Here is a 26,884-nt window from a genome sequence, read left to right on the forward strand (position 1 = left end):
CTTATGCAACAGCAGCATAGAGGAAAGCAATGGTCGGACGTTACGTGATTTCTGATGACGGCTGGGCACAGATTGAAGATATCATGTCACCCCCTCAAACCATGGGCAGACCCAGGCGGGATGACCAAAAAATGCTCAATGGTATCTTCTGGGTGTTGTGCTCTGGCGACAAATGGCGAGATTTACCCGAGCGATATGGGCCTTGGTCGACGGTGTATGACCGGTTCCGCAAGTGGCGTGATGACGGCACCTTTGAAGCGGTACTTTCTCGCTTGCAGCTCAAGTTACGTGAAGATGGGCTTATGGACCTGTACACGTGGATGATTGATGCCACTTCCGTGCGAGCCACACGCGCTGCTGCTGGAGGCGGTAAAAAGGGGCTCGAAAGAATCGCTAGATCATGCACTTGGCCGTAGTCGCGGGGGTTTAACAACCAAAATTCATTTGGTTTGTGATCGCCATGGCCGGCCGCTGGCGTTCACGCTGTCTCCTGGTCAAGAGGCCGTTTCTCGGCACTTCGCTTCTACATTAGTGAAAATCCATCTACCTGGTAGCGTTGGGCGTCCTCGCAAACGTAGTCGCTATATGGTGGCTGATAAAGGATATGACAGCGATGAGTTGCGTCATTATTGCGACAGGCACGGCATGAAACCCGTGATTGCTCAGCGCAACATGCACCGAAGAATCCGGCCGGGGCCTACCCAGGCGGTTCGATAAGCACAAATATCGGCAACGGAATGCGATAGAACGCTGCTTTGGCTGGCTTAAAGAATTACGCCGCATCGCCACACGCTATGAAAAGCTGGTAAGTAGCTTTAAAACAATGGTATGCATCGACCTGTGCTTGCTAGCACCTCTTCAGGACCAAAACACTAGCTTGTAATATGCAGCCGATGCAGAGCGGCTCAAGTCCAATCCTTTTCGCGACGACGAGAACCAATTAGGAAAAATGCTCGAAGTCTTTTGCTCAGCAATAGGAGCCCTGCCTAACAGACACGCTACCGCTCGGGGATCACATCGCTTCCCTGCGACAAGTATTCTCATGTTTTCTTTTTTGGTTTTTTTTCTATACAATCAACTAATACTTCAGTAGACCTAATTAATTAATAAATTACAAAAAAAAACGCCCTTCCGGGCGAATTACTTACACAGCGTAAGAAATGTCTTACAACTTAAGGCTTATGTTTTGAGTTTTGAGTTCTGGATTCAAGTAATAGGTGTAGCTCCCCGGCAATATCCAGTGCGCCTGAGCATTGGGTCACAGATTCGTTAACTCTTATCGACCCAATTTCGAGGCATAGCGTTGGAAGTCGCTTACCTTGTCTGAGGTTAAGCCCTGTGACTATCACCCATCAGTCGCTGGCTTCCAGGCGCGCGGTCAATTTGCGGAACTCCTCGCGGATCTCGGCATTCTGGAACTCGGCGGCGTCGGGAACCTGCAAGTTGGAGAGCGTCTCGAAGGTATTGATACCATCGCGTATCAGCGTGGTGACGCTGGCGCTCAACGCGACGGTACGGTAGGTGTTCGCCGCCACTGCCTCCTCTCTGCGGCTCACCTCCAGCGCTTGATTCACTTTGTGCCGTTGGCTTTCGACGATGCGCTCGTACAGTACAATCGCGCGCTTGGTCAGTTCGTTGGCATCGATATTCTGTTGCAACGCGGCCCGATTGTTGCCCTCACCAATCAGGCGCCGCGATTCCGCGATCAGGGCGTCCGCCTCGTCACGAAACCCCTGCAGCTTTGGTAACACCTCCTCATTTACCTTGGTGATGAAACCCTCCTGCATATGCACCACCAACTTGTGCAGAATCACCAGCATGCCGTAGTACCGTTTGGCAAAATCCAGATTTTCACCGCTTTCCTGGGTGAGCGCCTCCAGGCGCAGCGTTAGCCGGCGAATGCTATCGAATACGACGCCCATCGAGACGACATCTTCCCCGATAGCGGAGCTTAGCCACAGCTCCAGCTGATCGGGTGGCATATCGACATCCAGCTTGGCGAGGGCAGCGGACATCGTCTGGCGCATCTGTTCAAGCTCGTACTGGAAGGCGGCGAGATTCGCTTCGTGGACTTCAATCAAGAGGTCAAAATCGCCACGGGTTTCAGCCGTAAAGCTTTTAAGCGTTTCGGTGGGCGTGTATTGGGTCAACACCCCCGCCTCCATGTCAGGGGCGAGAATGCGCCTCTCCCGCAGCTCGGCAATGGCACGTTTCTCCTGTTGAATATTGTCTTCTACTGCACGGTAGCGCTCCCGCAGCTCGGCCAGCCCGGGCACATCCAGTACTTCAATGGCATCTTCGATCAGGGCATTGATATCGCCCTCGGCGCTTTCCTGGTCGCGTTTGAGCCAGTGGCTTTCAGGCAACGTCTTCAGTTCGTCAAAATACTCAACGGCTTCTCCCAGCAGATCGAAGGCTTCAGCCTGGTCAACACCGAGGTCGACCTCTTCTGCCGTTTCCTGCGCTTGCACCTGGAATGACAAAAACAGTGTACACAGCAAGGGAAACCGCCAATGACCATGAAAAATACGCAATGTGCTCGCTCCTTCCATTGAATCGTTAATGCACTTCGTCAGAGGGCATAGGCTGCGATATGACGCGATATCTCGGTAATCTCGGTGCCACCGGTGAACTCGAAACGCACCCGTCCCAACGAAGAGAAGTAGACTTCCAGCTCCGCATCAATATCGAAGGTGCCCGAGGTTTCGATGGAATAGGCAACAATGTTTTTATACGGCAGCGAGGTGAAATCGCGCTTGCTACCGGTCAATCCCTGGACATTAACGGCGATGATCCGCTTGTTGGTGAACACCACGCCGTCGCGCATCGACTTATAGGCGTCGATCACTTCCTCGTCGTCCAGCAGCAACGCCGTTACCTTCTCGGCATACTCGCTATCTTGCTTGAGCTTGAAAATGCCCTTGTTGTCGAAATCGATCATGCCGCACTCCTTTCCGATTCAATTATCATGTGACCAAGACCTTCATTAGCTTGCCCTTGAATTAAGCATACAGCCACTGTTTCACCTTGATTGGCATGACGTCGTTGGTTTCTTTACATTCTAACGGCATACGGTCTAGCAAGAGCCTACTCCTACAATGCGACGTTGAATGTCGCACCCCTATGCCAAACTATTTCTTTAACTGAAAAGCACATGGCCATTATTGCGCCTCAATCGCCCGCATACCCTTCGCACTCGCCGTCAGCGTGGGTGAGGGTCCGGGATGTCGGCTTGATTCACCTGGAAGCTTGAGCAGACAACGACTCATGCGCTTTACCGTCATGTTGGTAATGCTATACACCTGATATAACGCCAAAAGGAACTTGCCATGCCCATGAAGGCACTTGCTCTTCCCTCGCCCACATCGTGCCCAGGTGCGCCCGTAAACGATCCGGGCACTCATGTCGTGTTCGATTTTCAAGCAGCCGTTGGGTATCAGTTAACCCTGCACCTGTCACCGTGGCAGTCAGCGGCACCGTTCTCCTGGGAGAGCCGGGTAGATGGTGAGCCCGTGGCAAACGGGACATTTCTGGCCCCGCTGGGCATTGGCTGGGAGATGCTATCAACCACCCACAGCGAGCAACTAATGACTGGCATGCCGGAAAGCGTACGCTCGGTCATTCGTGTCGCACCTTTTCTCGGTATGGAACTGGCACAGGTGTGTGGCCAACTCGAAGCCGCACGGGAGCTCGCCGTGTCGGCGCCATTGCTATTGATTCTGCTGGTGGACCGTGGCATCCAAGCGGCGTGGACGCCCGCGATGCTTGCGCAATTGTTGGGCGAGCGACAGGCCGTCCAGTGCGCGGCCGCCGGGCTCCCCGAGGCAAAGTCCTATGCCAAGCTGCTTCGCCGTTGTCAGCTTTGGCCGATGATTCGACGCGATCTGCTGGAACTCATGCGCACCTTGCACCGTGCCGACGATGTGGCGCTGCTGCGCCATCATCCCTCACTGAACCTGACCCACCTGGTTTTTCTGGCCCGCTACGAGGGCGGGCGCTGGCCCGGTTTGCTCGTGCTGATCGATGGCATCGTAGAAGGGCATCGCCCGCGCCCGGGAGCGAGCGCCTGGTTGCAGCGCATGCTGACCGATACCTCACGCATGCTGCCCATGCACCCGCAAGCCCTCTATCGCGTACGCTCGCTCGCTGGACTCCAGGCCCTACATGACCGGCTGGTGCAACGTTTCAATGCTCGAATGAGAGGCGATAACGGTCGGAAAAGTGCGATTAATCTGCAGCACTGCCACGGCGATTACCCCGCGCCACCGCTGCCTGGCAACGACGCCATCACGCCGATTACCTCCTGGCAATCGCTGCTCGGTGAAGGGCAACGCATGGTGCACTGCGTCGGCAGCTATGATCGCGCCGTTGCCCTGGGGCACTTGGCGCTCTACCACATGCATGACCCTCAAGCGGTCACCATTGCCATTGCGCCGCAAGGCAAACGCTGGGTACTCAGTCAGACCAGGGGTGCCCGCAACACCATGCCTTCAGCCGAGGCACAACAGAACATCCAAGCATGGTTAGAGACAACCCAAGCGTCCGCGTCGAGCTAACGTCAGCTTGTCATGATCAATAGGCGGATGCAGAGGCGCTTGATTCCCAAGACGTCAGTTCAGCATTGGCGGGAAGCGCTTCAAACCAGTTTGAACGGCTCGATATCACGGAAGATACCCGTTTTGGTCATGTCGCGACGCAAGGTAAAGGCGTCCACCGCGGCCACCGGATCGACGTGATCCAGGTTGTCGAAGTGAATGCGACACCACTGGTCACGCGTCGCTTTGATGCTGTAAAGGTATTGGTCACGGCGACTGCCGGTGGCCGGATCGATAACACGACGATAGCCAGACACGCGGGCCTCCTGCACGTTAGGCAGTCGGGCAAACACGGCCCCCAGTACCCGAAAGGCGATACCGTGAACGTGATCCCGATAAAGCTTGCGCTGGCGGGTTGCGCTCAATGCTTTAGGCGTTAGCTTGAGCTGCCTAACGGGCATCGTCCACTCACGATCAGGCATCTCGTCTTCTTCCGGCAGGTCGATGTCCACGGCGATGGTTCGCTCATCCGACCCCAAATCAAAATCAATCGCCGTTTCCCGCGGCCAGTCGATCTCCTCCAGGCGCTCCCGCAAGGTCTGCTCCATGGCGGCCATGTCTTCAAACACGCCCTCTTCCTCTCGCTGTTGGCGAGCAAACTCAGCGGCATCAAATTCGGCACTGCGCCGCTCCCATTGTCGATAGGCCTCTTCAAAGGCAGCCTGACACCGGCTGTTCTTCTGCTCGACACGATGCTTGGCCGGTGGCCACAGTCGATGCCACCAGAGCACGGGCGTTGGTTTCGGCGATGCTGGGGGCGCTTCGGGAAACGATCTTGGCGTGTAGCCGCGCGTTTCGGGGCAAGGCGTTTCTCGATGCAGTTGGCCCAGGTGCACCAAGTCAGCATTTTGCTGCTCGCACAGCACTTCCAGCCGCTCGCGTATGCTCTCTGCAGCATGACGGTGGATTAACCGCACTTCGCTATCGGTGAGCGGTGTGCCGCTCTCAAATAGATAACGAAGCTCGCCGTCACTATTTACCTTAAGTGTGAGTGCCAGTGTCTCGCCCTGCCCTATACGCTCCGCAAGCGCTGAGGTAGCAAGACTGGCCGTCGAACCTCGTGAGTCGGAGCGACCCCGCTTTGCGCTTAACTTGGTGCGATAGGCAAGCCCGCTACCGGGAATCCCTGCATGTGCATGCGCACCGCTGGGGCCGATGCTGACACTTGCACCACGCGGCCCAACGGAAAAGCCGACACCGCGCTTACTCAGATTTAAGCGAATGCCGGGGGCGAGAGTGATTCGACGCTGAAAGCGAAACGCCATGTAACCTCTTTATTCAAGTGGGTGAGGTGTTCAGGAATCGAGCGGTATCCGAGTGAAGGCATCCGGTCGCTTTTCTAGCTTCGCAAGGCCCGCGCCATCGAGGCGTTATCCTAAGTGCAAAATATCCCAGGGTGCCCCGCTTAACCCGCTTCTCCTTGCAGCGTCGCAATGATCCGGCGCGGCCCGCCCTGATGCCGGTGTTCCCCGAGGTAGATGCCCTGCCACGTACCCAGCGCTAGTCGCCCGTGACGCACAGGAAGCATCAAGCTGACCCCCAGCAGGCTGCTTTTAAAATGGGCAGGCAAGTCATCCGGGCCTTCTAAAGTATGGCGATAGCCCTGCGCGTTCTCCGGCGCCAGCCGATGAAAAAAGGTTTCAAAATCCACTCTCACATCAGGATCGGTGTTCTCATTCAACGTCAGGCTGGCAGACGTATGCTGCAACAACAGATGCAAGAGCCCTACCTGCACAGAGCGCATATCGGGCAACGCCTGCTCAATCTCGTCAGTGACAAGATGAAAACCGCGTGATCGTGCACGCAGGGTGATCGTTTGCTGGTGCCACATTCTATTCTCTCTTTAGGCAAAAGGCGCATCCACCCAGACCATGTGCTCTGAGGTAAGCACTGTTTCTCCTTGCCAGCGATAGGCGCAGAGCTTGGGTGCTTCATGGCCTGAGAGACGCTCTGCCGCAATGCTGTAATCCAGGCAGGCAATCTGCTGATTGAGTGGTGCCGGCGTGCCGGTCAACCAATAGTGGCCGACAAACAACGGCTTATCACTATCGTACCCCGGCAGCACATCATCCGGTATGGGTGTATGCGGAATTGTCTCAATGGCTTCCGCTGGCACCATCGCCAGATCCCGGTACGTCAGGCCTTCCATCTCCCACCAACGGGTGCGAATACGCTGGCGTGGGTGGCCGTCCTTGTCGAGAAAGTCGTACCCGGCGGGCAGCGCTATTTCCAGGCCTTTCAACAAGGTCTCCAGCGCCTCGAACCCTGCCCCTTGCGAACGAGTCAGGGCTGGCCAAGCGGACGCTAGAATGCAGTTTTGGTCATCCAGGTAAGGCTGCAAGGCCGCCATGGAAGCGGGATGCCAGCAAGCATGCACGACACGAAACCCGTCGAACTCAAGGAAAAGCGGCAGTTGTCGGAACCAGGCGATATGCTCCTGGTGCAATGCACTGCCTTCCCCCACCTGCTTCAGGTAGGCCTGGTGCTGATCTCGGTTTTTCTGCGTGTGAGCGCGCAAGTGTTCACCGGGCTGGTCAGGGTCAGGGGTTGCCCAGGCAACCGCATTAAATTCATGATTGCCCATCACCGCCAATGCACTGCCAGCCTCAACCATCTTGCGTGCGATGCATACCGTATCCACCTGCCTCGGCCCACGATCGACAAAGTCCCCGAGAAAAATGACCTGGCGCTCGGGGTGCGACCAGACACCCTCTTGGCAGCGGTAATCAAGTGTTTTTAACAGATGCTCAAGTGCATCGGCGTGGCCGTGAATATCGCCGATCAAATCGTACATAGACGTTCCCTTTTATAGCCAAAATCCGCTAACCATATAGTTTTCATAAGAAATATGATGGCATAAGCTAACGAGCACAGAGACGTCACATGTCTCGCTTAAAGCTATTGTAAGACATGCTTGCTACGTGTTGGGGAACCGTAAGAAAAGACATAATCGACGAATTACGTCTTTTCGGCCTCTTTCGATCGAACAGAGATCGTTGTTGATCGACAGGATTCACCGGGGGCTAGCTCGGTAAGAAAGGGTACTGCCACCTCTTCAGCATGTGCGCTGTGTGGTGTGAGGCCGTCCAGCAGCGCTGACTCGGAAAAAGGTAGCTGTAACGTTTTGGCGGTTTTTTTTGATGGTTGAACCATGATATTACCCCACTTCATTTTTACATCTTGGACGCGAATTCGTGGATGAGCACAACTAGGTCTTTGAGCGAACGATCGGCGATCAAGGCGGTCGAGCTTCCACAACACCAAGGTATCACTCGAACGCAGCGTCCGTAGGCACGCCTGCAGCTTGGGGCGCTCCCTTGTGCTGTTAGCCCGTTATTCGAAAATCTGCGCACAACCTGTCTACTCGAGGGCATCGCGCTGAAGCTATGGGTATTGACCCATGCATAGCCGATGATTATGCATCACCTCTCGGCGTGGCGCTGCCATCTTCAAAATACAGCGCTTCCCAGTCTTCTACACCCACTGGCTCAAACGGCCTGACGTACTCACGAACAGAGCCCTTCAACCGCTCCAGTGCACTCTCGGTGAAACCTCCCCCGACATCAGGTTTCTGCTGCCCGTTTTCTTGCGTCACCTTGGTATCCTCGCCGTAAAAAACCTTCGTTTCCTTTACATGATGGCAGGGTTGGATAACCTGATAAAAACTGGGTGGCATACATACCCTGGAGGCTCATCAGATGCGAACCGTCCCCCTTTACGAAAACAGTAAGAGGCAGATCGTTTACTTGCCCGCTGACATGGCCTATGAAGGCGTGACGGAATTGGAAATCTCTCGGAATGGAGACGTGATAACTCTGCGCCCTGTTCGCTCATCTTGGGCGCCCTTTCTTGAGTTGCCAAAGGCCAATGCCAAATATCTTCAAAAGCATCCAGAGATCGTGGGTGCTGAAGACCAAGAGTCGTGTAAAAAGCAACGCCTGGGCTTTTTGTCGGGGCAGTTCAACGTACCGGATAACTTCGACCGGATTGCCCTACAGGATCACCAAAGCGAGCAACTTGATAGAGTCGCTTCCGTCAACATGTTGGCTGCAGAGGTGCTAGAGAACAAGGACGCCGCTGTCGCTTGGCTCTCGCGCCCAAATGAAGCGCTAGGCGGCCAAGTCCCGATACTGCTTTGTGAAACAGAAGCAGGTACGAAGCAAGTACGACGCGTGCTATATGCGCTGGAGTGGGGCGGGCCAGCATGATGCGATGCTACGCAATGGAGAATGTCATGAGCGTCATCGATTTCGAGGTGCTGCGCACCGCCGAACAGATCAGCGGCGACCGACAGAAAGCATTGGCATGGTATCGCGATCCGCTGCCTCTCTTTGATCACAAGACGCCAGAGCAACTGGTCGAGTCGGGGCGCAAAGAGGCTCTTCTTCGCTATCTCCGTTCGCTTGAAGCTGGCTTTCTTGGCTGAGGGCACTATGGGCGACCGCATTATTCCCGAGAACTACCCGGAGTTACGCCTGATATGCTGGTCCATCCTCACGGATGAACCAATCGAGGAACGAGTGGCCTGGGAAATCTATGAGCGGAATTGGCGCTATGTGTATCAAAACTGGCTGAGCAAGGAAGAAAAGACGCTCATCGAGCGGCTTAGGGAAAAGTACGGCAACGGTGCAGGAGGCAAGGCACCTTGATTGCGCAACGACAGATCATCCGGCTTACCGAGGAGGTATTTGGTAGCCAGGAAAAGGCCGCCAGATGGTTGAGCAAGCCGCGCCGGGTACTAGGGGGTATCAGTGCGCTGGAGGCCAGCACAATGACGCAGGGCTACGCTGCTGCCGTGGAGTTGTTGGAACAGCTACGCCATGGCTTCGCGTCATGAGAGCCGATGCTTGGCAACCCCTAAGGATTTCTTAGTGCTTCGAGATCATGTGTAAACCCCATGATCGATACGGCCTATCAGATCCAGCACCTGCTGAGGATCGTCTTGCATGACATCGATGGGGCGCTTCCACCCAAGCCCCATTGCCTCATGATGCAGCCAGCGGTCGGCGGCGCTTCGATCACCCCCGAACAGATCGATTGCTGCCCGCCAAACTACGATTGCGCTATCCTCCCGTGCGGGCTCCAGTGGTATGTTGCGATGGACCTTCATTACAGCCTCCAGCGCTTGCGCAGCATATGGACAGATAGAGGAGCGACTATGCCGAACCAAGGCAAGGCCACCACGGGGCTAAAGACAGCCGTGACGATCCTGGGGAAGTGGGGCGCCACCACTTAACAGTGTACAGCGATACTGAACGTCTCACCCGGCACTTATATTCAAGCGAAGCGCCATGATCCGGAATGGCGGGTCAGTCTGGATGATGATCAGCTCACTCGCATCAGCTACGTGCTGGACATCCATGCCGCACTTCGGGTAGTTTTTGACAACCCCGACAATCTGTATGGCTTCATGAGTATGGCTAATTACAACGAAGGCTTCGATGGCCGGTCAGCACTGGAAGTCATCGCCTGCGGCGACATTGGCACACTACGTGAGACGTGCGTGGCTGCGCGTGAACATGGAGCGCCCGACGATCATCGGTGATGAAGGCCGGGTAATGCTGTAGCCCTTCTCCCGCTTGACCTTAACCCTCGCCAGGTCTCCTACGCTTTGTCCAGTATCCCTGTGCGTCGCCTCCCTTCCCATCCCGGAATATCTATGGATATTTTGCCGAGCCGTGAGCCAGCCACCCTGCTCTGTCGGTGGCCCTGGGGGTTGCCCAGAATCTCCATGGAGATTCTGTCACCGCTTAGCCCTCCTCGCTCCAGACCATGAGGCGGCAACTACTAAGGAAGCCTTGGTGGTTCGCCGCGTGAAAAGAAAACGCCCCTTTTATAAAGTTAGAAAATTATACGCAGTTTCTTTACACGAAACAGGGGAAAAATGCCGCCCTGCTTACCAGGGCGGCGAACGTAAAGAAAACGACATTATTATATCGATAAAGCACATTGCCGATGCTATATTGTCGGTATGAAAACGCGACACGTCACCCTCAGCCCTAAGGCCTCCCTCTCCCTGCGCCTGTTCGCCGGACTGATCGAAGAGGGAAGGCGACGTAAGGGGTGGACCCGCGACGAGTTCGCCGAGCGGGTTGGTGTCGGCGTGGTCACGATCCGCCAGGTCGCCAAGGGTTCCCCCCGAGTCGCCATCGGAACATACTTCGAAGCCGCGGCACTGGTCGGCGTGTCGCTGTTCACCGATAACCCGGACACACTGAAACGCGAACAGGCGACCCAGCGGGAGCGGCTGACACTGCTCCCCAAGCGAGTCCGCCGTCAGCCCCAAGAGCCCATCGATGATGACTTCTAGTCGACGCGCCTACGTCTGGATCTGGCTTCCCGAACAGACATCCCCCGTGGTCGCTGGTCGCGTCGACCGCGATGACCAAGATCGCTATCGCTTCATCTATGGTCGTCGCTACCTTGAGCGACCTGATGCGATCAGCCTCTTCCCGGGGGAGCTTCCCCTTCGGCCCGGAACCCAGGAGCAGGCCGACAGTGCCCTACCCTCCTGCCTGCGTGACGCCTCCCCGGATGCCTGGGGGCGTCGCGTCACCATCAACCGTCTGACAGGGAAGAAAGGCGATGCGGCTGATGGTGTCGACTTCAACGAGCTGGTCTACCTGCTCGAAACTGGCTCGGACAGGATCGGTGCGCTGGACTTCCAAGAATCTGCCACCGATTACCGGCCACGCGAGAGCCAGGCTGCCTCCCTGGATGAGCTGCAGGAAGCCTCCACGTATGTGGAGGCAGGAGAACCGCTGCCTCCGGTCCTGAACCAGGCCATTCAGCACGGCAGCAGTATCGGTGGCGCCCGACCCAAGGCCCTACTGGACGATAGGGATCGCAAGCTGGTGGCCAAGTTTTCTTCCAGCACTGACCACTACAGCGTGGTGAAGGCAGAGTTCGTCGCCATGCGGCTGGCTAGGCAGGCAGGTCTCGATGTTGCGCCCGTCGAGATGGCCCGCTCACTGGGCAAGGATGTCCTGCTGGTGGAACGCTTCGACAGAGTGAAGACCCCTGACGGCTGGGGTAGGCACATTGTGCTCTCGGCCCTCACGCTGCTCAGTCTGGACGAGATGATGGCCCGCTATGCCAGCTATGAGGATCTCGCCCATCGGGTCCGAGCCGAGTTCGACCAGCCAGGGAAAACGCTGCACGAGCTGTTCGGCCGCATCGTCTTCAACGTGCTCTGCGGCAACACCGACGATCATGCACGTAACCATGCGGCCTTCTGGGATGGCGGGAGCTATCGACTGACGCCGGCCTACGACATCTGCCCGCAGTCACGTACCGGTGGCGAAACCACCCAGGCCATGCTGCTACATGGCCAGGAGCGCCGCAGTCAACTGGTCCACTGCCTGGCAGCCGCGGAGCGGCTTGGCCTGAGCCAGACTCAGGCCCGTGACATCATCAATCACCAGAGGGCGACCATCCATGAGCACTGGGGCGCTGTCTGCGATGAGGCCGACTTGAGCCCGGTCGACCGCAACTTCCTGTGGGGCAGGCAGTTTCTGAACCCGTTTGCGTTGGAAGGCTATACCGAGGCATGAGCTGACCTTCTCCCCGACCAGAGCACGAGCGCCGGTGTCTAAAGGTGACCGCACGGCGTGTCAGGAGTCGGTTGCACTGTGGTCTGAGGCATCAAACTGGCTGGCCTTCAGGGCGGCGTAGAGCGCTGTCTTGCTGACCTTGATGCGCGCGGCGGCCTCGCGGACATTCAGCCCATTCGCCAGGTGCTCCCTTGCCCGCTTCAGCTTGTCGTCGGTGACGACGGGCTTACGGCCCCCTTTACGCCCACGAGCCGCAGCAGCGGCCAGCCCCGCCTTGGTGCGATCACGGATCAGGTCGCGCTCGAACTGCCCCAGGGCGCCGAACACGTGGAAGATCAGCCGCCCACCCGGCGTGGTGGTATCGATGTTCTCGGTCAGCGACCGGAATCCGACACCACGCGCCTCCAAGGTGCTGACTACCTCGATCAGATGCGGCAGCGAGCGTCCCAGCCGATCCAGTCGCCACACGACCAGCACATCCCCGTCGCGTAGGAACTCCAGGGCGGCCGTCAGGCCCGGTCGTTCCGCCTTGGCCCCGGAGACGGTGTCATCGAAGATTCGCTCGCTGCGGTGGTCGGACCCAGCCGTCCAGTGCTTCCAAGGGACGTTTCACATCCACGAGGCTGAAGTAGCTGGCCCAGCCACGCAGGACCGGAACCAGTTCTCTTCGGTAAGCCCGCGCCATGTTGGCTTTCTCTACGACAGCCTCCATGAGCGGGGCAGGCTCGGCTTTCGTCCTCGATGACGACGCCGGGATCGTCTCGACGCTCACCGGCCGGGACTCAGGGTACTGCCCCTGCCCCTCTGGGTGAGTGACGGTATTAGCGCCAAGGTCTGTCTTCATGATCGATCCTCGAGACGTCATCGCCTACTCGCGGCTCTTCATGTTCGGCCCTTGGTGCCGCGGTGAACCGGCACTTACTATGGCCTTCGCTGACGTCTGGTGGCCCATCCCGTCGCCTCTCGACGCCGGTAGCACGGTGGCAGACCACCAGACCTCCCAGGGTAAGGTGTGCGACCTTCCCGCTTATGCCTGTCGGATATACGTCATGGCGTTCCGTGCAAGTAGCGGGCTTTGATGATAGTTGCCATCTCACCCCGCCATGACGCCTCGTATCCGCTTTCTGTTCGGCTAGGCGCCCCCGTCGAGCCAGCGTTTTGCCTCGGGCTTCCTTCAGACTCCCCCTCGCAGGAGACACCCTTGCCGTCGGCTAGCACTTTCCCTTGCCGGGCGTGCAGGGGACTTTCACCCACAGCACCACCCTCGGGAACAGCGCCAGTCAGGCGCTGCGCGTCATCCCTGGCGCACAACACCAACGCCCCCGGAGTTCCGGGGGCGTTGGTGTTGCTAGGTTCTCAATTTACCGAGAGTGTCAGTAGCTCTCATTGAGGACCGCTTCCAGGAAGTGGCGACGCAACATCCGGTTCTGGAAGTCGTCCACGAAGCGGCTGTTGATGATGATGATGAACCGCTCGAAGGGTGCCTCGCTGTCGAGCTGTTCGATCCCGTCGACACTGTGGAATAGCCGGTCATCGCTCAGATGAAGGATATCACCCGGATTCAGGGTGATATCGACCAAGGGTTGCGTGCCAGCCTTGTCTGCGTAGAGGTGGTTTTCGGCGCCCGCCACGTTTTCCCGATTGATGACCAGAATGCTTAGGGCCTTGCAGCCATCGGCATGAATTCCCTGTCCCTGAAGGGGGTCGATGTTGCCTTCTCCGCGAACCCCGGTGATCTGCATCAAAATGGGTTCGTGCGCACCGATACTCCACAGCCTTGCCCAGGCGCGAACGAAGGCCTTCACATCGGGGCGTACCATGAATTCCCGAGTCAGCGGATCATAGTACCGCAGGCGATCCGCCATGCTTTCCGCGTCGTTGAAGCCCCCCCCCTGGGCCATGGGGCATTGGCCCATATCCTCGACATCTCCCTGATCATTCAGGGCGAGCCATGACATCCGCTTCCATCGCTGGTTAACATAGGGATCGCGCGGCAGGTCAGCGGTAAACTCCTGCCAGGCGGTCAGATCGATTCGCTCCCGAATATCGGTTTTCGCCCAATCCTGATGCCTCAGCGCCTCAGTCACTCCCGGATTCCAATAATCGGCGAGTGAATCGGCAGGCATGGAGGTGAGGTCGAAACCGTGCTTGAGGGTATCGAGTTTCATGTTGGTATTCTCCTGTTAACTGGGCGGAATTGCCCGGTGTTGCCGGTGTAAACACCGCGGTCAACAGGAGGAAAATGAAAAGGTTTGCAAGGATATGTCAAAGAAATGTACTAAAAAAGAGTGGTTTTTTTGAAAACAGGATCAGACCGTTGATGACGTATATGTATAGGCTATCTCCTACAAATAGGTATAGGATAATCACAACAAAGTGCATATTGTTGCCATTATGATGGCTCTTGACAGTGTTTTTTCTTAAGTGGATCCCATGACTGCCAGCGATTCCCGACATCACAGAGATCCGGAACGCCTGAAGGAGAACCGCAGGGAGTTTTCCGGTGCGCTCGTGTTGAAGGTGTCAAAGACACCTTCAACTGATGGCATCGATTCGCATGATGTCGGCAGGGAAGAAGTCGAGTTAGTACGCCGCCAGTATCTGGAGAGTGAGCAGCGATTCCGCGCCCTGCTGGAGAGTCTGCCGAAGGTGGCGGTTCAGGGGTATGATCGCGATCGACGAGTGATTTACTGGAATGAGTGTAGCACTCGTCTCTATGGCTATACCGCTGAGGAAGCCCAGGGACAGTTACTGGAAGATCTGATCATTCCTGCCTTCATGCGTGACGGGGTGATCCAGGCGCATGGTGCCTGGATCAAAGAAGGGGTCGAAATACCCGCCGATGAACTCGAGCTCAAGCACAAAACCGGTGAACTGGTATCGGTCTTTTCGCAGCATCTGATGCTCAATGAGCATACCGACTCACCCTTGATGTTCTGCGTGGATGTCGATCTTTCCGACCAAAAGCGCGCCCACCGTGACCTGGAATTCGCCACCCGTTTCGACAGGCTCACCCATCTCCCTAATCGCCAGACCTTCGAGGTCGACCTAGACAGTCTGTTGGATTCCTGTCGACGCCAGGGCAATGGCCTGGCAACCATCTACCTGGACATCGATCACTTCGTCGAGATCAATGATGCCCTTGGCTATGATCAGGGCGATCGCCTGCTCATTGAGCTGACTCGGCGACTGAGAGAGTGCCAGCGAGTCACTGACCTGGTGTCCCGTGTCTCTAGCGATGAATTCGTGCTGGCCTTTCCCGGCGTCCAGTTGGACCCCGATGTCAGACGGGCCGTTCGTCATGTCCAGAATGTCTTTCGGGAACCTTTCGTCCTGGATGGTCGGGAGCGTCAGGTCACGGCCTGCCTGGGTGTGGCGTTCTTTCCCGAGAATGGTGAATCGTCACGCGAATTGATTCGTAATGCCGATGTTGCCAAGAATCGTGCCAAACTGGATGGTCGGGGTGCTGTACGTTTCTTCCAACAGAAGCTCCATGATGAGCTGGTTCGCCAGCACTATCTCTCGGCGCGACTCGAGCAAGCACTGGATAACGGTGAATTCTCCCTCCACTACCAGCCCCAGGTCTCGGCGGCCAGTGGGCGAATAGAGAATCTCGAGGCCTTGATACGCTGGGAGCCTGCCGAGGGCCCGCCGATCTCGCCTGCCGAGTTTATCCCTCTGGCCGAGCGTTCCGGTGTGATCCATCGTCTGGGCGACTGGGTCATCGAAGAGGCTTGCCGCCAGCAGGTGGAATGGCGTGCCAAGGGATTTCATGAGCACCGCATCGACATCAATGTCTCGGGTCGTCAACTGGTGCGTCCCGATGCCCTAAAGAGCTTCGAGGACTCACTGCAGCGTCACGGCTTAGGTCCGCGGGATATCGGCATCGAATTGACCGAGAATGTCCTGATCGAAGCCGACGAGACCGTCCTCGAGGATCTGCGGCGCCTCTATCATCGCGGTATTCGCATTGCTATCGACGACTTCGGGACCGGTTATTCCTCCCTGAGCTATCTCAAGCACTTTCCAGTCACCGCCCTGAAGATCGATCGCTCCTTCATCCACGACGCCCCCACACAGCCGAAGGATAGGGCCATCATGGAGGGTGCCATCTTCATCGGTCATCGGTTGGGATTGGAGGTGGTGGCCGAGGGCGTCGAGAACGCCGAACAGTTGTCATTGCTTCGCGAAATGCATTGCGACCTCGTCCAAGGGTTCTTCTTCTACCGTCCGATGCCTGCCAAGGAAATCGACCGCCTGCTGGGCGGTTTCGTGCCTAGTCACGAAGGGCTGTCGAGCTGAGCCTCGTAGTGATTTGACGTACTATCCCCGGGGTTGCCATACCCTGGAGACCTTGTGAACGACCCCGATGCCCCTCGATCGCTGGGACTGACCCTGTTGCGCCAAACCTTGCCCATGGCCATCGGTGTGCTGTCCCTCCTGGGCTTTCAGTTGGTCGACAGTGCCTTTATCGCACGCCTAGGAACGGCACCCATGGCCGCCCAGTCATTCACCTTTCCGCTGTCCTTCCTAATTATCGGTATCCAGGTCGGTTTAGGCATCGCCATCGCCGCGCTGATTTCCCGTGCCCTCGGCGCCGGCGAGACCTCAAGGGCTCGCCGGCTAGGGAGTCTTGTCTTGATGGTCGGGACCCTGGCCATCGCCTGTCTGGTGCTGATGCTCTGGGCGATTCAGTCACCGGTCTTCACAAGGCTTGGCGCCGACGCCGACACCCGTGAGCTGATCCGTATCTATTGGGCACCCCAACTGTTGGCGGCCTGGCTGGGTGCCGTCCTCTATTTTGGCTACAGCCTCTTCCGAGCCCATGGAGACACTTGGCTGCCGGGCAAGCCTTAAACTGATGCCGAGAAAAAACACCACGCCAGCGGCGCTATCAGCGTCAGTTGGCCAAATATGCTGGACTGGGCAAGATCCTGCACCAGGTGGGCATTGAACAGCGCTCAGCTGAAGTGGAAGAACGACGCCATATCGGACGAAAAACTTGAGAGCGGTGCAACTGCTCTTGGGTCACACGAAGCTGGAGAGCACCGTCAGATATCTTGGGATAGAGGTAGACGATGCTTTGGAAATGGCAGAGCAGACGGAAGTTTGATGTGGAAAAACGACGGCCTAGCATAGACCGTCGTTATCCGGCCAAGAGCGGACGTTCGTGAGCCCTGATGTAAAAGAAACCTTCGTTTTCTTTACAGGGTGCTTCAAACTGATAGTCATGCCAAGGTCGGGTGGAAAGTTACTCCGCAGAGGCCACGGTGGAGCTACGGGCCGCTGGCAAAACGTGAGAGCCGAAAGCATAAGGGGCGCAACGTATCCTGCCCTTCTTTCCCTCCCATCGGGATTCAGCTCATGCTGATAGCTTTCCAAAAAAAACAGGGACCCCATAATGTTCACAGGACTCAGTGCTTTCCCACTAACCCCAGTCAAGCAAGATGGCATCGATGAGGTCGCATTCATTCGCCTGGTTGAGCGGCTGGTAATCGCAGGGGTCGACTCTATCGGTGTCCTCGGATCGACCGGGAATTACGCCTATCTTTCGCGTGCAGAGCGTGCACGTGCTGCACAGCTAGCTGTGGATCACGCCGGGACTGTACCGGTAATCATCGGCATCAGCGCGCTGCGCACGAGGGACATATTGACTCTGGCCGAGGATGCTCAGGCAGCAGGGGCACACGGCGTCTTGCTGGCACCCATGTCGTACCAGGCGCTCTCCGAAGATGAGGTCTACGGGCTCTACGAAACTGTTTCTGCCCATCTTTCTGTACCACTGTGCGTCTACGACAACCCTGGGACCACCCATTTCACTTTTACCGATGATCTCCATGGGCGCATTGCTGCACTACCGAAGGTTGCCTCTATCAAGATTCCAGGTGTTCCAGAGACCCCCGTCGCTGCAAAGGAGCGTGTCAAACGCCTGAAGGCTGTTATACCGCCGCATGTGACTGTCGGCGTTAGCGGTGACGCCATGGCAGCAACGGGACTGAATGCCGGATGCGACGCCTGGTATTCGGTGATTGGAGGATTGTTTCCAGCGACCGCCCTAGCTATCACGCGTGCCGCTCAGGCCGGAGAAGGAATCCAAGCTCAGCGTCTCTCTGATCAGCTACGGCCATTGTGGGAACTGTTCAGCAAGCATGGAGGCAGCCTGCGCGTGGTAGCCAGTGCTGCGGAGCTTCTGAGGCTCGTCGATGCCCCCTGTCTTCCATTACCTCTCAAAGCGCTGGAGGACGAGGACCGACGTATGCTTGCTACGGTGCTGGATGAGCTGACGCCATCCTGATCAGAATATGCACCTTTCCTGTACGTAGAAAACTTTACGCAATTTCTTTACACAAAACCGCCCCTCCAGGGCCTCTTGGAGGGGCGGTTTTGTGTAAAGAAAACGACCGTTTTATATGCCTGCCGGTAACGGCCAAGAGCGGACGTTTAGTGAGCCCTGATGTAAAAGAAATCTTGGTTTTCTTTACAGAATGGCCGCATCTTGTAGCCGATGCCAGAGCCGCACCCAAGCATTTCTACAGAAGGGAAGGAGCATCTCTACATTGCAAATCATACAAAATTTTATATAATTGCGGCATGTCAGAACACAACCCCCTAAATTTCCGAGGTAGCGCCCTCACCGATCTCCGAGCTTTCCCGGCGACAGTCCGACAGTCCGACAGTAAGTGGGATACCAGCTCGACAAGGTGCAACGGGGGCTAGAGCCGAAAGACTGGAAGCCAATGGCTACGTTGGTCAAGGCGTGCGGGAAATTCGTATCAGAGACGCTAACGGGGCGTTTCGGGTGATTTATGTGGCCAAGCTCGCTGAGACTGTCTATGTCCTGCATTGCTTCCAGAAGAAAACTCAGAAGACGAGTAAGGCCGATCTCGACCTGGTCGAAGCCAGGTACCGTGCTTTGCTAAGCGAGGTGAAACGATGAGTAATGAGACGTTCGACAGCGTGTGGGACGCCATCGAGGACACTGCCGCCGAAGCGGAAAACATGAAGCTTCGCTCCGGTCTGATGATGGCCCTTGAACAGCACATTAACCGTCAGGGCTGGACCCAGGGCGAAGCCGCTAAGCGGCTGGGCGTCACTCAACCCAGGGTGTCCGATCTGATGCGTGGCAAAATCCACCTGTTTGGTCTCGATACGCTGGTGAACATGGTGGTAGCAGCGGGGCTACATGTCGAAATGCGCGTACTAGATGCCGCGTAAGAAAACCTACCTTTTCTGTACGTAGAAAACTTTACGCAATTTCTTTACACAAAACCGCCCCTCCAGGGCCTCTTGGAGGGGCGGTTTTGTGTAAAGAAAACGACCGTTTTATATGCCTGCCGGTAACGGCCAATAGAAGACTTTCAGATCTTTCGCGTATACGCCTAAATATTTTTATTAAATCAAATAACCCACTAATCACTATCTCATCTAATTCTTTCGTAGACGATTTCACATCACTGTAACGATGCTGGTAAGAGTAAAGCCCCCAGCGCTTCGGAGAGCGCTAGGGGCCAATGCTTTAGAGAGCTTTATTCAACTCCCCATAGTCTCCCCCCACACGCAACAACACGGTTACGTCGTTGTCATTGCGATTGCGAAAGAACCAACCATGGTTGCCGGTGAAGGCGGCTTCCAATTCACCTTCATCTTCGGGCACACCGCGGCCCTTCTCGTAGCTGATCGAGTTGCCGTTGCCGTCACCGTGGGTGTCGAAGTTGATCGCCCCCCCGTCAGACGACCAGGCGAACGTCGCGACGGAGCCTTCCTCCATGGTCAGCTTGTACTCGGTGCCTTCGCCCGGGGTCAGGGTAAAGCTCACCTCATCACGCCACGCAGTCACCGCCTCGTTCGCTTCCGAGGTCTGTTCCTGGGAGGAGAAAGCATCCGCTACCGCTTGGCTGGCCTCGGGTTGTGGCTCATTCTGGGCCGGCGCGGAAGAGGCCAGCGGGTCAGCCTCGCCGCTTGAGCCGATTGCCGGCTGCTCGGATGTTGTTTCAGGGGCGGTGTCGGCGATGGCCTGGCTCTTTGCTGAGGCCGGAGCCTCCTGCTCCGTGACGGCTGGCGAAGCCTCGTCCGGGGCAGCCTGTGTCGCCGCTTGGTCGAGTTCGGCCTCTTCGGCCAACTGCTGCTTGATTTCCCCCATCTCGGTCAGGCCCAGCAGGCGTCCCGCGCCGGTGGGATCGATGGCGTACTCCGCCGGCAGCACCACGGTTACCAGCAGGACGGCGGCCACCACGGCCGCCAGCAGGGTGGAACGGATCAGCTTCCTGTTAGAGGGAAGCTCGGCACGGGTGGGTAGATTAGTGTTGTACATCATGGACTCCCTAAATCAGGCGACGAAATAGCCGGTGAGCTGGTAACCGACCAGCATGAAACCGGCGCACATCATGGCGACGTTGGCGGTGTAGGCGTGACGCAGGAATCCGGCGGTACGACGCCAAAAGCCCATAACGATGAGGATGGCACTCAAGGCCAGCAGTTGACCGACCTCTACCCCGACGTTGAACGCCAGCAGGTTGGGCAGCAAACCATCCGACGCGATCTCATATTCGAGGATCTTGCTCGACAGGCCAAAGCCGTGAAACAACCCAAAGACCAGCGTTGCCGCCTTGGTATTGGGCTGAACGCCGAACCAGCGCTGGTAGGCGCCTATATTGTCCAGCGCCTTGTAGACGACGGAGAGCCCGATGATGGCATCGATCAGGTAGCTATTGATGCCGATGTTGAAGTACACCCCCAGCAGCATGGTCGTGGAGTGACCGATAGCGAAGAGGCTGACGTAGAGGGCGATGTGCTGCATCCGGTAGAGGAAGAAGATCACCCCCAGCAGAAACAGGATGTGGTCGTATCCGGTCACCATGTGCTTGGCGCCCAGGTAGACGAACGAGATCAGGTGAGCGCCATAGATTTCCTGGATATAGCCCTTGTCGCCTTCGGCAACGGCATGGGCCAAGGCATCACCGCTGGCTCCCAGGAGCAACACCAGCAGCGTGAGCAGGGTCAGGGCATGACGTCGGGCCTTGTCAGGCAAGCCGAGCGCCTCCCCCATTGGGGATGGAAACATGAAACCTCCACGGGTCTGTCATGGGTATCGGCCGTCCGGCGGACGGCCCCGGTCATCCAGCGATGGCCGGCCGTGGGGGGCGTTCCAGGCGATAGACGCGGCGCAGCGGCACGCCGTGCCGGGCACCGATGCGTAGGGCGTCACGGAGGCGCGGTGCCAAGCTCATACCTGTCGCCAAGCGATCCGCCGTCTCGTGGAAGTGGCTGCCACTTTCATGATGAAGGTGGCGACCATCCCCGTGGTCATGGGCATGAGAGTGCCCATGCCGGTCGGCTTTTGCCTCCTGGTGCACCGCCTCAATCGCTGCTGCGCTCAGCGGCCCATGGGCACGCGCCTCGCCGGCACTGGTCAGGACCAGGCCCGGGACGATGAGCAGCAGCAGGATCAGGTAACCGAGGCGATGGCGCAGCCGGTGGAGCATGGAAAACCACTCAGGATGACAGGATAAATCGAGGACGCAGGTGCCAGGACCGCAACGCGCGGCATTGGCACGCTGCCGGCAAGAGCTTAACATCCTCTCCAGGGGCATAGGAACCACAACAGGGAGCTGAAGATGCCATCACAACCCCACGAGAGTCACCCCGATATCATCAAGCGGCTCAACCGCGCCCGGGGCCATCTGCAGAGTGTCACTCAAATGATCGAGGACGGCCGCCCCTGCCTGGACATCGCCCAACAGCTGCACGCTGTGGAGAAGGCCATCCAACAGGCCAAACGGACTCTGGTGCAGGATCACATCGACCATTGCCTGGATGAGGCCATCGACGCCAAGACGGAGGCACAGCAAGCCCATATCGAGGAATTCAAGGCCATCGTTCGCTATCTGTAGTGGCGTGATCGATTCCGCCTACTTCACCTTGTCCTTCCACATGGCGTGGCAGCCGACGCATGAGTTGTTGAGCTCCTGCAGCGCTCGGCTGGCAGCCGCCCAGTCACGCTGTAGCGCCGCATCAGTGGTGGCCTGTGCGGACTGATCCAGTAGCTTATCGAAGGCGACCAGGCTGGACTTGAACCCGGTTTGGTCCTCTTCCGCCATGATGGTCCAGGGGTCGTGGCTCGGCGCCGGGTGTGTGAGGATGATATGGGTCCCGCTCTTCACCATCTGCGGGTTCTGCCGCAGGATGCCCTCGTGCATCATGCCGGACGCGCGCCCCATGATCTCCATCAGCTCGCGATAGGTCATATCGGCCCGTTCCATGCCGGCCACCAGACCTTCGGCAGTGCCCTCCTGGGTCTGTGCCCCGCCCACCATCAGGGCCAGGGTGCCAACGATCAGCGATGCCTTTCTGACAAGGGGTGTCATCGGTCTCTCTCCTCTCTGGAACGGCACGCTCAGGCGCGTGCTTTTGTCATTTCCGCCGGCCACAGACGCGTGGCCAGCAGGGTGGCAGCCAGGGCCAGCGTGGCCAAAGCCGCAAAGGCGGGCATCATGCCCAGGGCGCTCCCCAGCCAGCCGGCCAGTGGATAGGCAACCAGCCAGCAGGCATGGGAAAGCGCGAACTGGGCGGCGAACAGCGCCGGGCGCTCCTCGGCCCGGCAGGACTGCTTGAGCAGACGGCCGGTGGGCGTCATCACCATTGAGGCCCCGGCACCCAGCACGAACCACAGCAACAACAACAGCACGAAGCCCGGTGCCATCAACCCCGCCAGCAGGCTGGCACTCATCAGCAGGCCACCCACCAGCATCACCGGCCGCTGATCCAGGCGCTCCAGTATCTTGGGCAGACTGAGGGCGACGACCATCGAGCCGCCGCCCGCCGCCGCGAAGGCGATGGCCACCTGGGTCTCCCCCATGCCCAGCACGTGTCGCACGTAGACCACAGTATTGACGATCTGCATGGCACCGGCCGCGGCCACCGCCATGTTGAGGGCCAGCAGTCCACGCAGCCGCTGGGTGCCCAGATAGCGACTCATGCCCTGGGTCAGCTTGGTCCAGACCCCGCCGCCGACGGTCTGAGGATGCGGCGAAGGCAGCGACACGCTGACCACCAGCAATGCCGAGAGCAGGAAGGCCACCGCATTCAGCACGAACAGCAGGTTGAAGGACATCACCACCAGCAGCAACGCGGCGAGCATTGGGCTCAGCAGGTTCTCCAGGTCATAGGCCAGGCGTGACAGGGAGAGCGCCTGGGTGTAGCGACGCTCGTCTTCAAAGATATCGGGGATCGTGGCCTGAAAGACTGGCGTAAAGCCCGCCGAGCAGGCATTGAGCAGGAAAATCAGCAGATAAATCTGCCATACCGCAGTGACGAACGGCAGGCTCACCACCACTGCAGCGCGCAGCAGGTCGAGGGTGACCAGCAGGGCGCGGCGCGGCAGCCGGGTGGCATAGGCGCCTACCACCGGGGCGATGCCCACGTAAGCAATCATCTTGATGGCCAGCGCCGTGCCCAGCACCTCACCGGCGCGCTCACCGGCCAGCTCGCTGGCCAGCAGCGCCAGGCCAACGGTGGTCAGGCCGGTACCGATCAGGGCGATGACTTGCGCGGAGAAAAGGTGGCGATAGCGCCGGTCGCGAAAAAGCTCCATGCGAACCCTCTTGACGCGGGGGTGGCCCGAGGCCACCAGACATGTCAACTTCATATCCCCCAGGGGGGGATATGAGAAGCCTAGCTCCTGCCAACCAAGAAAACAATTGATGATGGGCAAGCCAGGGAGACTTCGCGCATCATGTCGGGAGTCAGGATCTCGACAGGCACGTCACGAGGAGAGATGTATGAAGTCCCTGTACCGAGCGGCCGCCTCACTGCTGGCGGTCACCGCGCTACCAGGCTGTGCCGTCCATGCAGATGGCTACGGGTATGGAAGCGGGTATCCCGGCTACGAACGCAGCCAAGGGTTGCCGAGCGGCCATCTGCCACCTCCCGGCGAATGCCGGATCTGGTATCCGGATCGGCCGGAAGGTCAGCAGCCACCGCCCGGTGACTGTGACGAACTCCCCTACCAGGTTCCTCCCGGGGCACGGCTCATTCACGGCTGACCAGACCTAAGAAAGCGCCCCTTTTCTGCACGTAGAAAAATTTACGCAATTTCTTTACGCAAAACCGCCCTTCCAGTGCCTCCTGGTGGGCGGTCAACGCGTGTAAAGAAAACGACCGTTTTATATGCCTGCCGGTAACGGCCAAAAGCGGTCAATACGTTAAAGCTGATATAACGGTGCATAATTAGGTGAAAGCCCTTATCCCAGAACCCAAATTAACCGCTCTTGCAGCCTCCTCAAATTAAAGCATAAGACCTGGAGTTGTATACGAATCTCAGAGCTATTCGTTGGTGTGCAGTACTCCACATTCCGCTTTTGTTAAGTGCGGCAACGCACGGAAAGGACTGTTTGAGCCCCTCAATATTAGATGAAGGACCGCTCAGTCGTTTCCTCAAGTTGAGGAGAGGGAATACTTGCTTGATTTGCCTTAATGAATCTTTCATAAAAGCGCATGAGTCCAATATTTGATCTTAAATTGAGCGTTGTCGTGCTGCACAAACACGATCAGCTGACGGTGATCCAAGGGCTAGGGACAAACAGCGCTGAAGCACTTATAGCTTGATTTCAGATCGCAATACGGCCGCCACCACAAGGTAACTGCATGAAGAAGAGACATTTTGGCAAGACTCCGCCGCGTTTAACATCCCTGCATTTAGGCAAGATTACGTTAGCGATGGGCGTCGCCTTGGCAATCGGCCTCGGCTTAGGCCTGGCAGTCATGGCCGTGGATACGATTTGGCTGTCGTCCCCGCCGGTCGAGCTCGGTAACGTCGCTGGCGCGCGGGTTCTGATGGGATCGGTGCTCAGTGGCTTGATCACGGTCGCAGTATTCGGTCTGTGGATGCGCACCGTTGTGGTCGGTCTCATGGCTTCACACTTTTCGCCACGAACGCTACTGATCTTTCTAGATGACAACTTCCAGCGTAATCTGCTGGCGTTCATGTCGGCGGGCGTTATGACTGTGCTGGTCATTTTGTTGCGATTGCCCACCGAAGATCAGGCCTCTGCTCCCTTTGTAAGTACCGTGCTGGTAGCGTTAATCGCACTCGCCGCGATGGCAGGCGTGCTGCTGGCGATTCAGCACGCTACACGGAGCCTTTCACTACCGGAACTGATCAGCCGCCTTGCCGAAAATGTTCTCAAAGCGCTTGATCGCCTCCCCGAGGAGCGGCTTAAACTTAAAGAAGTGCCGCCACCACTGTCTGAACCGCAGGCAGTACAGGCGCAGGGGGCCGGCTGGGTGACCAATATCGACATCGACCAGATGCGTAAAGCGCTGCCGGCGGGCGGAGTTATTCATCTGCGTCACCGTGTCGGCGAGTTTGTCACCCCTCGCAGCACTATCGCGCTCGTATCCTCTACAGAGAACAAAGACGAAGTTAACTTCGACGCAGTGGCCGGCGCTTTCAAACTAGCCCGCACCCGCAGCCCTGATATGGACATCGCGTTTACCATAATTCAACTGGTGGACGTCGGGACGTTCGCGCTTCAAAGCGCCGACACTTCAACTTCCTACGAGGTAATGGTCCACCTTGAGGGCGTACTCGAGGAAATCATTGACCGGGGGTTACCACAGCTGCACGACAAGGACGAAGATGACCGCTATATCTACGACGATGTCGGCTGGAACGCCGCCGACCTTGTGAGATTGTGCGCGGAACGCCTCCGAGGACCGGCCTCCCAAGATCCCGAAGCAGCCCGCCACCTGATGAAGATGCTGCATAGGGTTCGAAAGCTTGCCGAGGACTGTGAGGCGGCCCCGGTCGTCTCTGAGGTCGAACATCAGGCTGAAATGCTGCGAGCTCTTGCAAAAGCCAACGGTATGCTATTTCAAGATCGCCAACGGCTTGAATGCTAGCCATCACTATGGCCCAGACTCAAGCCGGGTTGGTAGACGACTTCGGCATACCAGTCGTCATCATAAACCGAACGGTGGATTATGCGGGTATCAGTCAGGTCGGCAGCGACAATATTCAGGGCGGATACTGGGCCGGCCGCTACCTCTCATCATTGGGGCATCAACATATTGCCTTCATTGGTGGCCTGCCGGATTCATCAACGCATCAGCAACGAGAAGCTGGCTTTCTTGAGGGGCTGCGTTCCATGAACCAAGACTGTCTAGCCACTGAGATCGGAAACTATCGTTACGAGGATGCATGTCAGGCAACCCGGCGTCTGTTTAGCTCACCTACGCGTCCCGATGCCATCTTCGCAGCCAATGACTTGTTGGCACTCGCCGCTATGGAGATTCTGCGACATGAATTTACTCTTAAGGTGCCAAGCGATGTCTCGATTATTGGTTTCGACGATGTGCCCATGGCTGCTTGGCCTAGCAATTCTCTGTCCACTGTTAGGCAACCTGTCGACATGATGATCCAAAAAGCGACTGAACTGCTGATGAAGCAGATGATACAAGAGGATATGCAGCCCGAGCATCTCATATTGCCGGCCACTCCCATGTTGCGCGGCAGCACCCGTCTACCTTCCTAATAGTAAGAATTGATACCTCAATTTGGGTCAGAACGATTCTATAACTCTATGTCTTCATAAATGAAGGGCAACATCATTCTTGAACGAGCTATGGTGACTTCTGGTGTATGGGAGGAAGTAGGAAGGGTGGCGTATCCTGTTGATTGATCACGACCAAGATCTCAACCAACAAGAGTGGATACGCCATGACCGATTCTACCCTCCA

The 26,884-nt window shown here is 57.3% G+C and carries 33 protein-coding genes and 2 pseudogenes; 19 read left to right on the top strand and 16 right to left on the bottom strand.

Features of this window, described 5'->3' with window-relative positions:
• Positions 1 to 29 precede the first annotated feature (29 nt).
• Positions 30 to 883, top strand: a pseudogene (locus tag DU506_RS13540) (IS5 family transposase).
• 469 nt (positions 884 to 1,352) lie between these two features.
• Here DU506_RS13540 and DU506_RS13545 read toward each other — a convergent pair.
• Both DU506_RS13545 and DU506_RS13550 read right to left on the bottom strand, forming a co-directional pair.
• Positions 1,353 to 2,534, bottom strand: a complete 1,182-nt coding sequence (locus DU506_RS13545; protein ID WP_114487442.1) for a hypothetical protein — start codon at positions 2,532 to 2,534, stop codon at positions 1,353 to 1,355.
• Positions 2,535 to 2,572: 38 nt separating this feature from the next.
• Positions 2,573 to 2,941, bottom strand: coding sequence for a PH domain-containing protein (locus tag DU506_RS13550; protein WP_114487443.1), 369 nt, complete (start codon positions 2,939 to 2,941; stop codon positions 2,573 to 2,575).
• A 388-nt stretch (positions 2,942 to 3,329) separates the two neighbouring features.
• On the opposite strand from DU506_RS13550, the gene DU506_RS13555 reads away from it, so the two are divergent.
• Entirely contained in the window at positions 3,330 to 4,556 is a 1,227-nt protein-coding gene (locus DU506_RS13555; RefSeq protein WP_114487444.1) for a PcfJ domain-containing protein, read from the top strand.
• An 80-nt stretch (positions 4,557 to 4,636) separates the two neighbouring features.
• On the opposite strand, the gene DU506_RS13560 is transcribed toward DU506_RS13555, so the two are convergent.
• The 5 genes from DU506_RS13560 to DU506_RS13580 all read right to left on the bottom strand — a co-directional run bounded on the left by DU506_RS13560 (position 4,637) and on the right by DU506_RS13580 (position 8,190).
• Positions 4,637 to 5,860: a DUF4236 domain-containing protein gene (locus DU506_RS13560; protein ID WP_114487445.1), complete on the bottom strand. Its 1,224-nt coding sequence runs from the start codon at positions 5,858 to 5,860 to the stop codon at positions 4,637 to 4,639.
• 140 nt (positions 5,861 to 6,000) lie between these two features.
• Positions 6,001 to 6,426, bottom strand: a complete 426-nt coding sequence (locus DU506_RS13565; RefSeq protein ID WP_114487446.1) for a secondary thiamine-phosphate synthase enzyme YjbQ — start codon at positions 6,424 to 6,426, stop codon at positions 6,001 to 6,003.
• A gap of 12 nt (positions 6,427 to 6,438) precedes the next feature.
• Positions 6,439 to 7,389 carry a metallophosphoesterase gene (locus tag DU506_RS13570; RefSeq protein ID WP_114487447.1) on the bottom strand — a complete coding sequence of 317 codons (951 nt, stop codon included), beginning with the start codon at positions 7,387 to 7,389 and terminating at the stop codon, positions 6,439 to 6,441.
• 164 nt (positions 7,390 to 7,553) lie between these two features.
• On the bottom strand, positions 7,554 to 7,898 hold the full coding sequence (locus tag DU506_RS22700) for a hypothetical protein (RefSeq protein WP_328587983.1): 345 nt from the start codon (positions 7,896 to 7,898) through the stop codon (positions 7,554 to 7,556).
• 112 nt (positions 7,899 to 8,010) lie between these two features.
• Positions 8,011 to 8,190, bottom strand: coding sequence for a hypothetical protein (locus tag DU506_RS13580; protein WP_147273755.1), 180 nt, complete (start codon positions 8,188 to 8,190; stop codon positions 8,011 to 8,013).
• 103 nt (positions 8,191 to 8,293) lie between these two features.
• Here DU506_RS13580 and DU506_RS21970 point away from each other — a divergent pair, with 103 nt between their 5' ends.
• From DU506_RS21970 to DU506_RS13605, 4 genes are read left to right on the top strand one after another with little or no spacing between them, the layout of a single operon-like run.
• Positions 8,294 to 8,803: an antitoxin Xre/MbcA/ParS toxin-binding domain-containing protein gene (locus DU506_RS21970; protein ID WP_220254389.1), complete on the top strand. Its 510-nt coding sequence runs from the start codon at positions 8,294 to 8,296 to the stop codon at positions 8,801 to 8,803.
• A 26-nt stretch (positions 8,804 to 8,829) separates the two neighbouring features.
• Positions 8,830 to 9,021, top strand: a complete 192-nt coding sequence (locus tag DU506_RS13595) for an antitoxin Xre/MbcA/ParS toxin-binding domain-containing protein (protein WP_220254391.1) — start codon at positions 8,830 to 8,832, stop codon at positions 9,019 to 9,021.
• 7 nt (positions 9,022 to 9,028) lie between these two features.
• Complete coding sequence (locus DU506_RS13600; RefSeq protein WP_114487450.1) at positions 9,029 to 9,244, top strand: hypothetical protein; 216 nt, start codon at positions 9,029 to 9,031, stop codon at positions 9,242 to 9,244.
• The gene (locus DU506_RS13605; RefSeq protein ID WP_114487451.1) at positions 9,241 to 9,432 is read left to right on the top strand and encodes an MbcA/ParS/Xre antitoxin family protein; all 192 of its coding nucleotides are present in this window, start codon (positions 9,241 to 9,243) and stop codon (positions 9,430 to 9,432) included. The genes DU506_RS13600 and DU506_RS13605 overlap by 4 nt, the downstream gene beginning before the upstream one ends.
• A gap of 45 nt (positions 9,433 to 9,477) precedes the next feature.
• Here the strand turns inward: DU506_RS13605 and DU506_RS13610 are convergent, their stop codons facing one another.
• Entirely contained in the window at positions 9,478 to 9,705 is a 228-nt protein-coding gene (locus DU506_RS13610; protein ID WP_114487452.1) for an antitoxin Xre/MbcA/ParS toxin-binding domain-containing protein, read from the bottom strand.
• 306 nt (positions 9,706 to 10,011) lie between these two features.
• Between DU506_RS13610 and DU506_RS22520 the strand changes: the two genes are divergently transcribed.
• The 3 genes from DU506_RS22520 to DU506_RS13625 all read left to right on the top strand — a co-directional run bounded on the left by DU506_RS22520 (position 10,012) and on the right by DU506_RS13625 (position 12,148).
• The gene (locus tag DU506_RS22520; protein ID WP_268877327.1) at positions 10,012 to 10,140 is read left to right on the top strand and encodes a hypothetical protein; all 129 of its coding nucleotides are present in this window, start codon (positions 10,012 to 10,014) and stop codon (positions 10,138 to 10,140) included.
• Positions 10,141 to 10,566: 426 nt separating this feature from the next.
• Complete coding sequence (locus tag DU506_RS13620) at positions 10,567 to 10,905, top strand: helix-turn-helix domain-containing protein (RefSeq protein WP_114487453.1); 339 nt, start codon at positions 10,567 to 10,569, stop codon at positions 10,903 to 10,905.
• The gene (locus tag DU506_RS13625) at positions 10,892 to 12,148 is read left to right on the top strand and encodes a type II toxin-antitoxin system HipA family toxin (protein ID WP_114487454.1); all 1,257 of its coding nucleotides are present in this window, start codon (positions 10,892 to 10,894) and stop codon (positions 12,146 to 12,148) included. Before DU506_RS13620 ends, DU506_RS13625 begins: the two co-directional genes overlap by 14 nt.
• A gap of 60 nt (positions 12,149 to 12,208) precedes the next feature.
• Here DU506_RS13625 and DU506_RS13630 read toward each other — a convergent pair whose 3' ends face one another.
• Positions 12,209 to 12,706, bottom strand: coding sequence for a recombinase family protein (locus DU506_RS13630; RefSeq protein ID WP_462965152.1), 498 nt, complete (start codon positions 12,704 to 12,706; stop codon positions 12,209 to 12,211).
• A complete protein-coding gene (locus DU506_RS22215; RefSeq protein ID WP_235825622.1) occupies positions 12,696 to 12,992 on the bottom strand; it encodes a group II intron maturase-specific domain-containing protein in 297 nt (98 codons plus the stop codon). Before DU506_RS22215 ends, DU506_RS13630 begins: the two co-directional genes overlap by 11 nt.
• On the opposite strand from DU506_RS22215, the gene DU506_RS13640 reads away from it, so the two are divergent.
• A complete protein-coding gene (locus tag DU506_RS13640) occupies positions 12,991 to 13,227 on the top strand; it encodes a hypothetical protein (RefSeq protein ID WP_114487455.1) in 237 nt (78 codons plus the stop codon). The two genes, DU506_RS22215 and DU506_RS13640, sit on opposite strands and share 2 nt — an antisense overlap.
• A 294-nt stretch (positions 13,228 to 13,521) precedes the next feature.
• On the opposite strand, the gene DU506_RS13645 is transcribed toward DU506_RS13640, so the two are convergent.
• Positions 13,522 to 14,316 carry a 2OG-Fe dioxygenase family protein gene (locus DU506_RS13645; protein WP_114487456.1) on the bottom strand — a complete coding sequence of 265 codons (795 nt, stop codon included), beginning with the start codon at positions 14,314 to 14,316 and terminating at the stop codon, positions 13,522 to 13,524.
• 265 nt (positions 14,317 to 14,581) lie between these two features.
• Between DU506_RS13645 and DU506_RS13650 the strand changes: the two genes are divergently transcribed.
• From DU506_RS13650 to DU506_RS13675, 5 genes and pseudogenes are all read left to right on the top strand, one after another.
• Positions 14,582 to 16,450: a putative bifunctional diguanylate cyclase/phosphodiesterase gene (locus DU506_RS13650; protein ID WP_235825624.1), complete on the top strand. Its 1,869-nt coding sequence runs from the start codon at positions 14,582 to 14,584 to the stop codon at positions 16,448 to 16,450.
• Positions 16,451 to 16,564: 114 nt separating this feature from the next.
• Positions 16,565 to 16,999: pseudogene (locus tag DU506_RS13655) on the top strand (MATE family efflux transporter); the annotation flags it as partial.
• A gap of 550 nt (positions 17,000 to 17,549) precedes the next feature.
• Positions 17,550 to 18,443 carry a dihydrodipicolinate synthase family protein gene (locus DU506_RS13665; protein WP_114487457.1) on the top strand — a complete coding sequence of 298 codons (894 nt, stop codon included), beginning with the start codon at positions 17,550 to 17,552 and terminating at the stop codon, positions 18,441 to 18,443.
• 432 nt (positions 18,444 to 18,875) lie between these two features.
• A complete protein-coding gene (locus tag DU506_RS22820) occupies positions 18,876 to 19,085 on the top strand; it encodes a type II toxin-antitoxin system RelE/ParE family toxin (protein ID WP_422822335.1) in 210 nt (69 codons plus the stop codon).
• Positions 19,082 to 19,363: a helix-turn-helix domain-containing protein gene (locus tag DU506_RS13675; RefSeq protein WP_114487458.1), complete on the top strand. Its 282-nt coding sequence runs from the start codon at positions 19,082 to 19,084 to the stop codon at positions 19,361 to 19,363. Before DU506_RS22820 ends, DU506_RS13675 begins: the two co-directional genes overlap by 4 nt.
• A gap of 301 nt (positions 19,364 to 19,664) precedes the next feature.
• Here the strand turns inward: DU506_RS13675 and DU506_RS13680 are convergent, their stop codons facing one another.
• From DU506_RS13680 to DU506_RS13690, 3 genes are read right to left on the bottom strand one after another with little or no spacing between them, the layout of a single operon-like run.
• Entirely contained in the window at positions 19,665 to 20,459 is a 795-nt protein-coding gene (locus DU506_RS13680; protein ID WP_114487459.1) for a hypothetical protein, read from the bottom strand.
• 15 nt (positions 20,460 to 20,474) lie between these two features.
• Positions 20,475 to 21,209: a HupE/UreJ family protein gene (locus tag DU506_RS13685; protein WP_114487460.1), complete on the bottom strand. Its 735-nt coding sequence runs from the start codon at positions 21,207 to 21,209 to the stop codon at positions 20,475 to 20,477.
• A gap of 52 nt (positions 21,210 to 21,261) precedes the next feature.
• The gene (locus DU506_RS13690; protein WP_147273756.1) at positions 21,262 to 21,723 is read right to left on the bottom strand and encodes a hypothetical protein; all 462 of its coding nucleotides are present in this window, start codon (positions 21,721 to 21,723) and stop codon (positions 21,262 to 21,264) included.
• 39 nt (positions 21,724 to 21,762) lie between these two features.
• On the opposite strand from DU506_RS13690, the gene DU506_RS13695 reads away from it, so the two are divergent.
• Entirely contained in the window at positions 21,763 to 22,038 is a 276-nt protein-coding gene (locus DU506_RS13695; RefSeq protein WP_114487462.1) for a metal-sensing transcriptional repressor, read from the top strand.
• Positions 22,039 to 22,056: 18 nt separating this feature from the next.
• Here the strand turns inward: DU506_RS13695 and DU506_RS13700 are convergent, their stop codons facing one another.
• Entirely contained in the window at positions 22,057 to 22,512 is a 456-nt protein-coding gene (locus tag DU506_RS13700; protein ID WP_114487463.1) for a hypothetical protein, read from the bottom strand.
• Positions 22,513 to 22,541: 29 nt separating this feature from the next.
• The gene (locus tag DU506_RS13705) at positions 22,542 to 23,738 is read right to left on the bottom strand and encodes an MFS transporter (protein WP_114487464.1); all 1,197 of its coding nucleotides are present in this window, start codon (positions 23,736 to 23,738) and stop codon (positions 22,542 to 22,544) included.
• Positions 23,739 to 23,925: 187 nt separating this feature from the next.
• On the opposite strand from DU506_RS13705, the gene DU506_RS13710 reads away from it, so the two are divergent.
• The 3 genes from DU506_RS13710 (at position 23,926) to DU506_RS13720 (ending at position 26,679) form a co-directional block, all read left to right on the top strand.
• Positions 23,926 to 24,189 carry a hypothetical protein gene (locus DU506_RS13710; protein ID WP_114487465.1) on the top strand — a complete coding sequence of 88 codons (264 nt, stop codon included), beginning with the start codon at positions 23,926 to 23,928 and terminating at the stop codon, positions 24,187 to 24,189.
• Between the two features lie 601 nt (positions 24,190 to 24,790).
• A complete protein-coding gene (locus DU506_RS13715) occupies positions 24,791 to 26,047 on the top strand; it encodes a DUF2254 family protein (protein ID WP_114487466.1) in 1,257 nt (418 codons plus the stop codon).
• A gap of 8 nt (positions 26,048 to 26,055) precedes the next feature.
• Positions 26,056 to 26,679 (top strand): substrate-binding domain-containing protein, encoded by a 624-nt coding sequence (locus tag DU506_RS13720; protein ID WP_235825626.1) that lies wholly within the window; start codon positions 26,056 to 26,058, stop codon positions 26,677 to 26,679.
• The last annotated feature ends 205 nt before the right edge of the window (positions 26,680 to 26,884 follow it).

Origin of the sequence: Vreelandella rituensis (genome assembly GCF_003336665.1) — a bacterium.
Classification (GTDB): Bacteria; Pseudomonadota; Gammaproteobacteria; order Pseudomonadales; family Halomonadaceae; genus Vreelandella; species Vreelandella rituensis.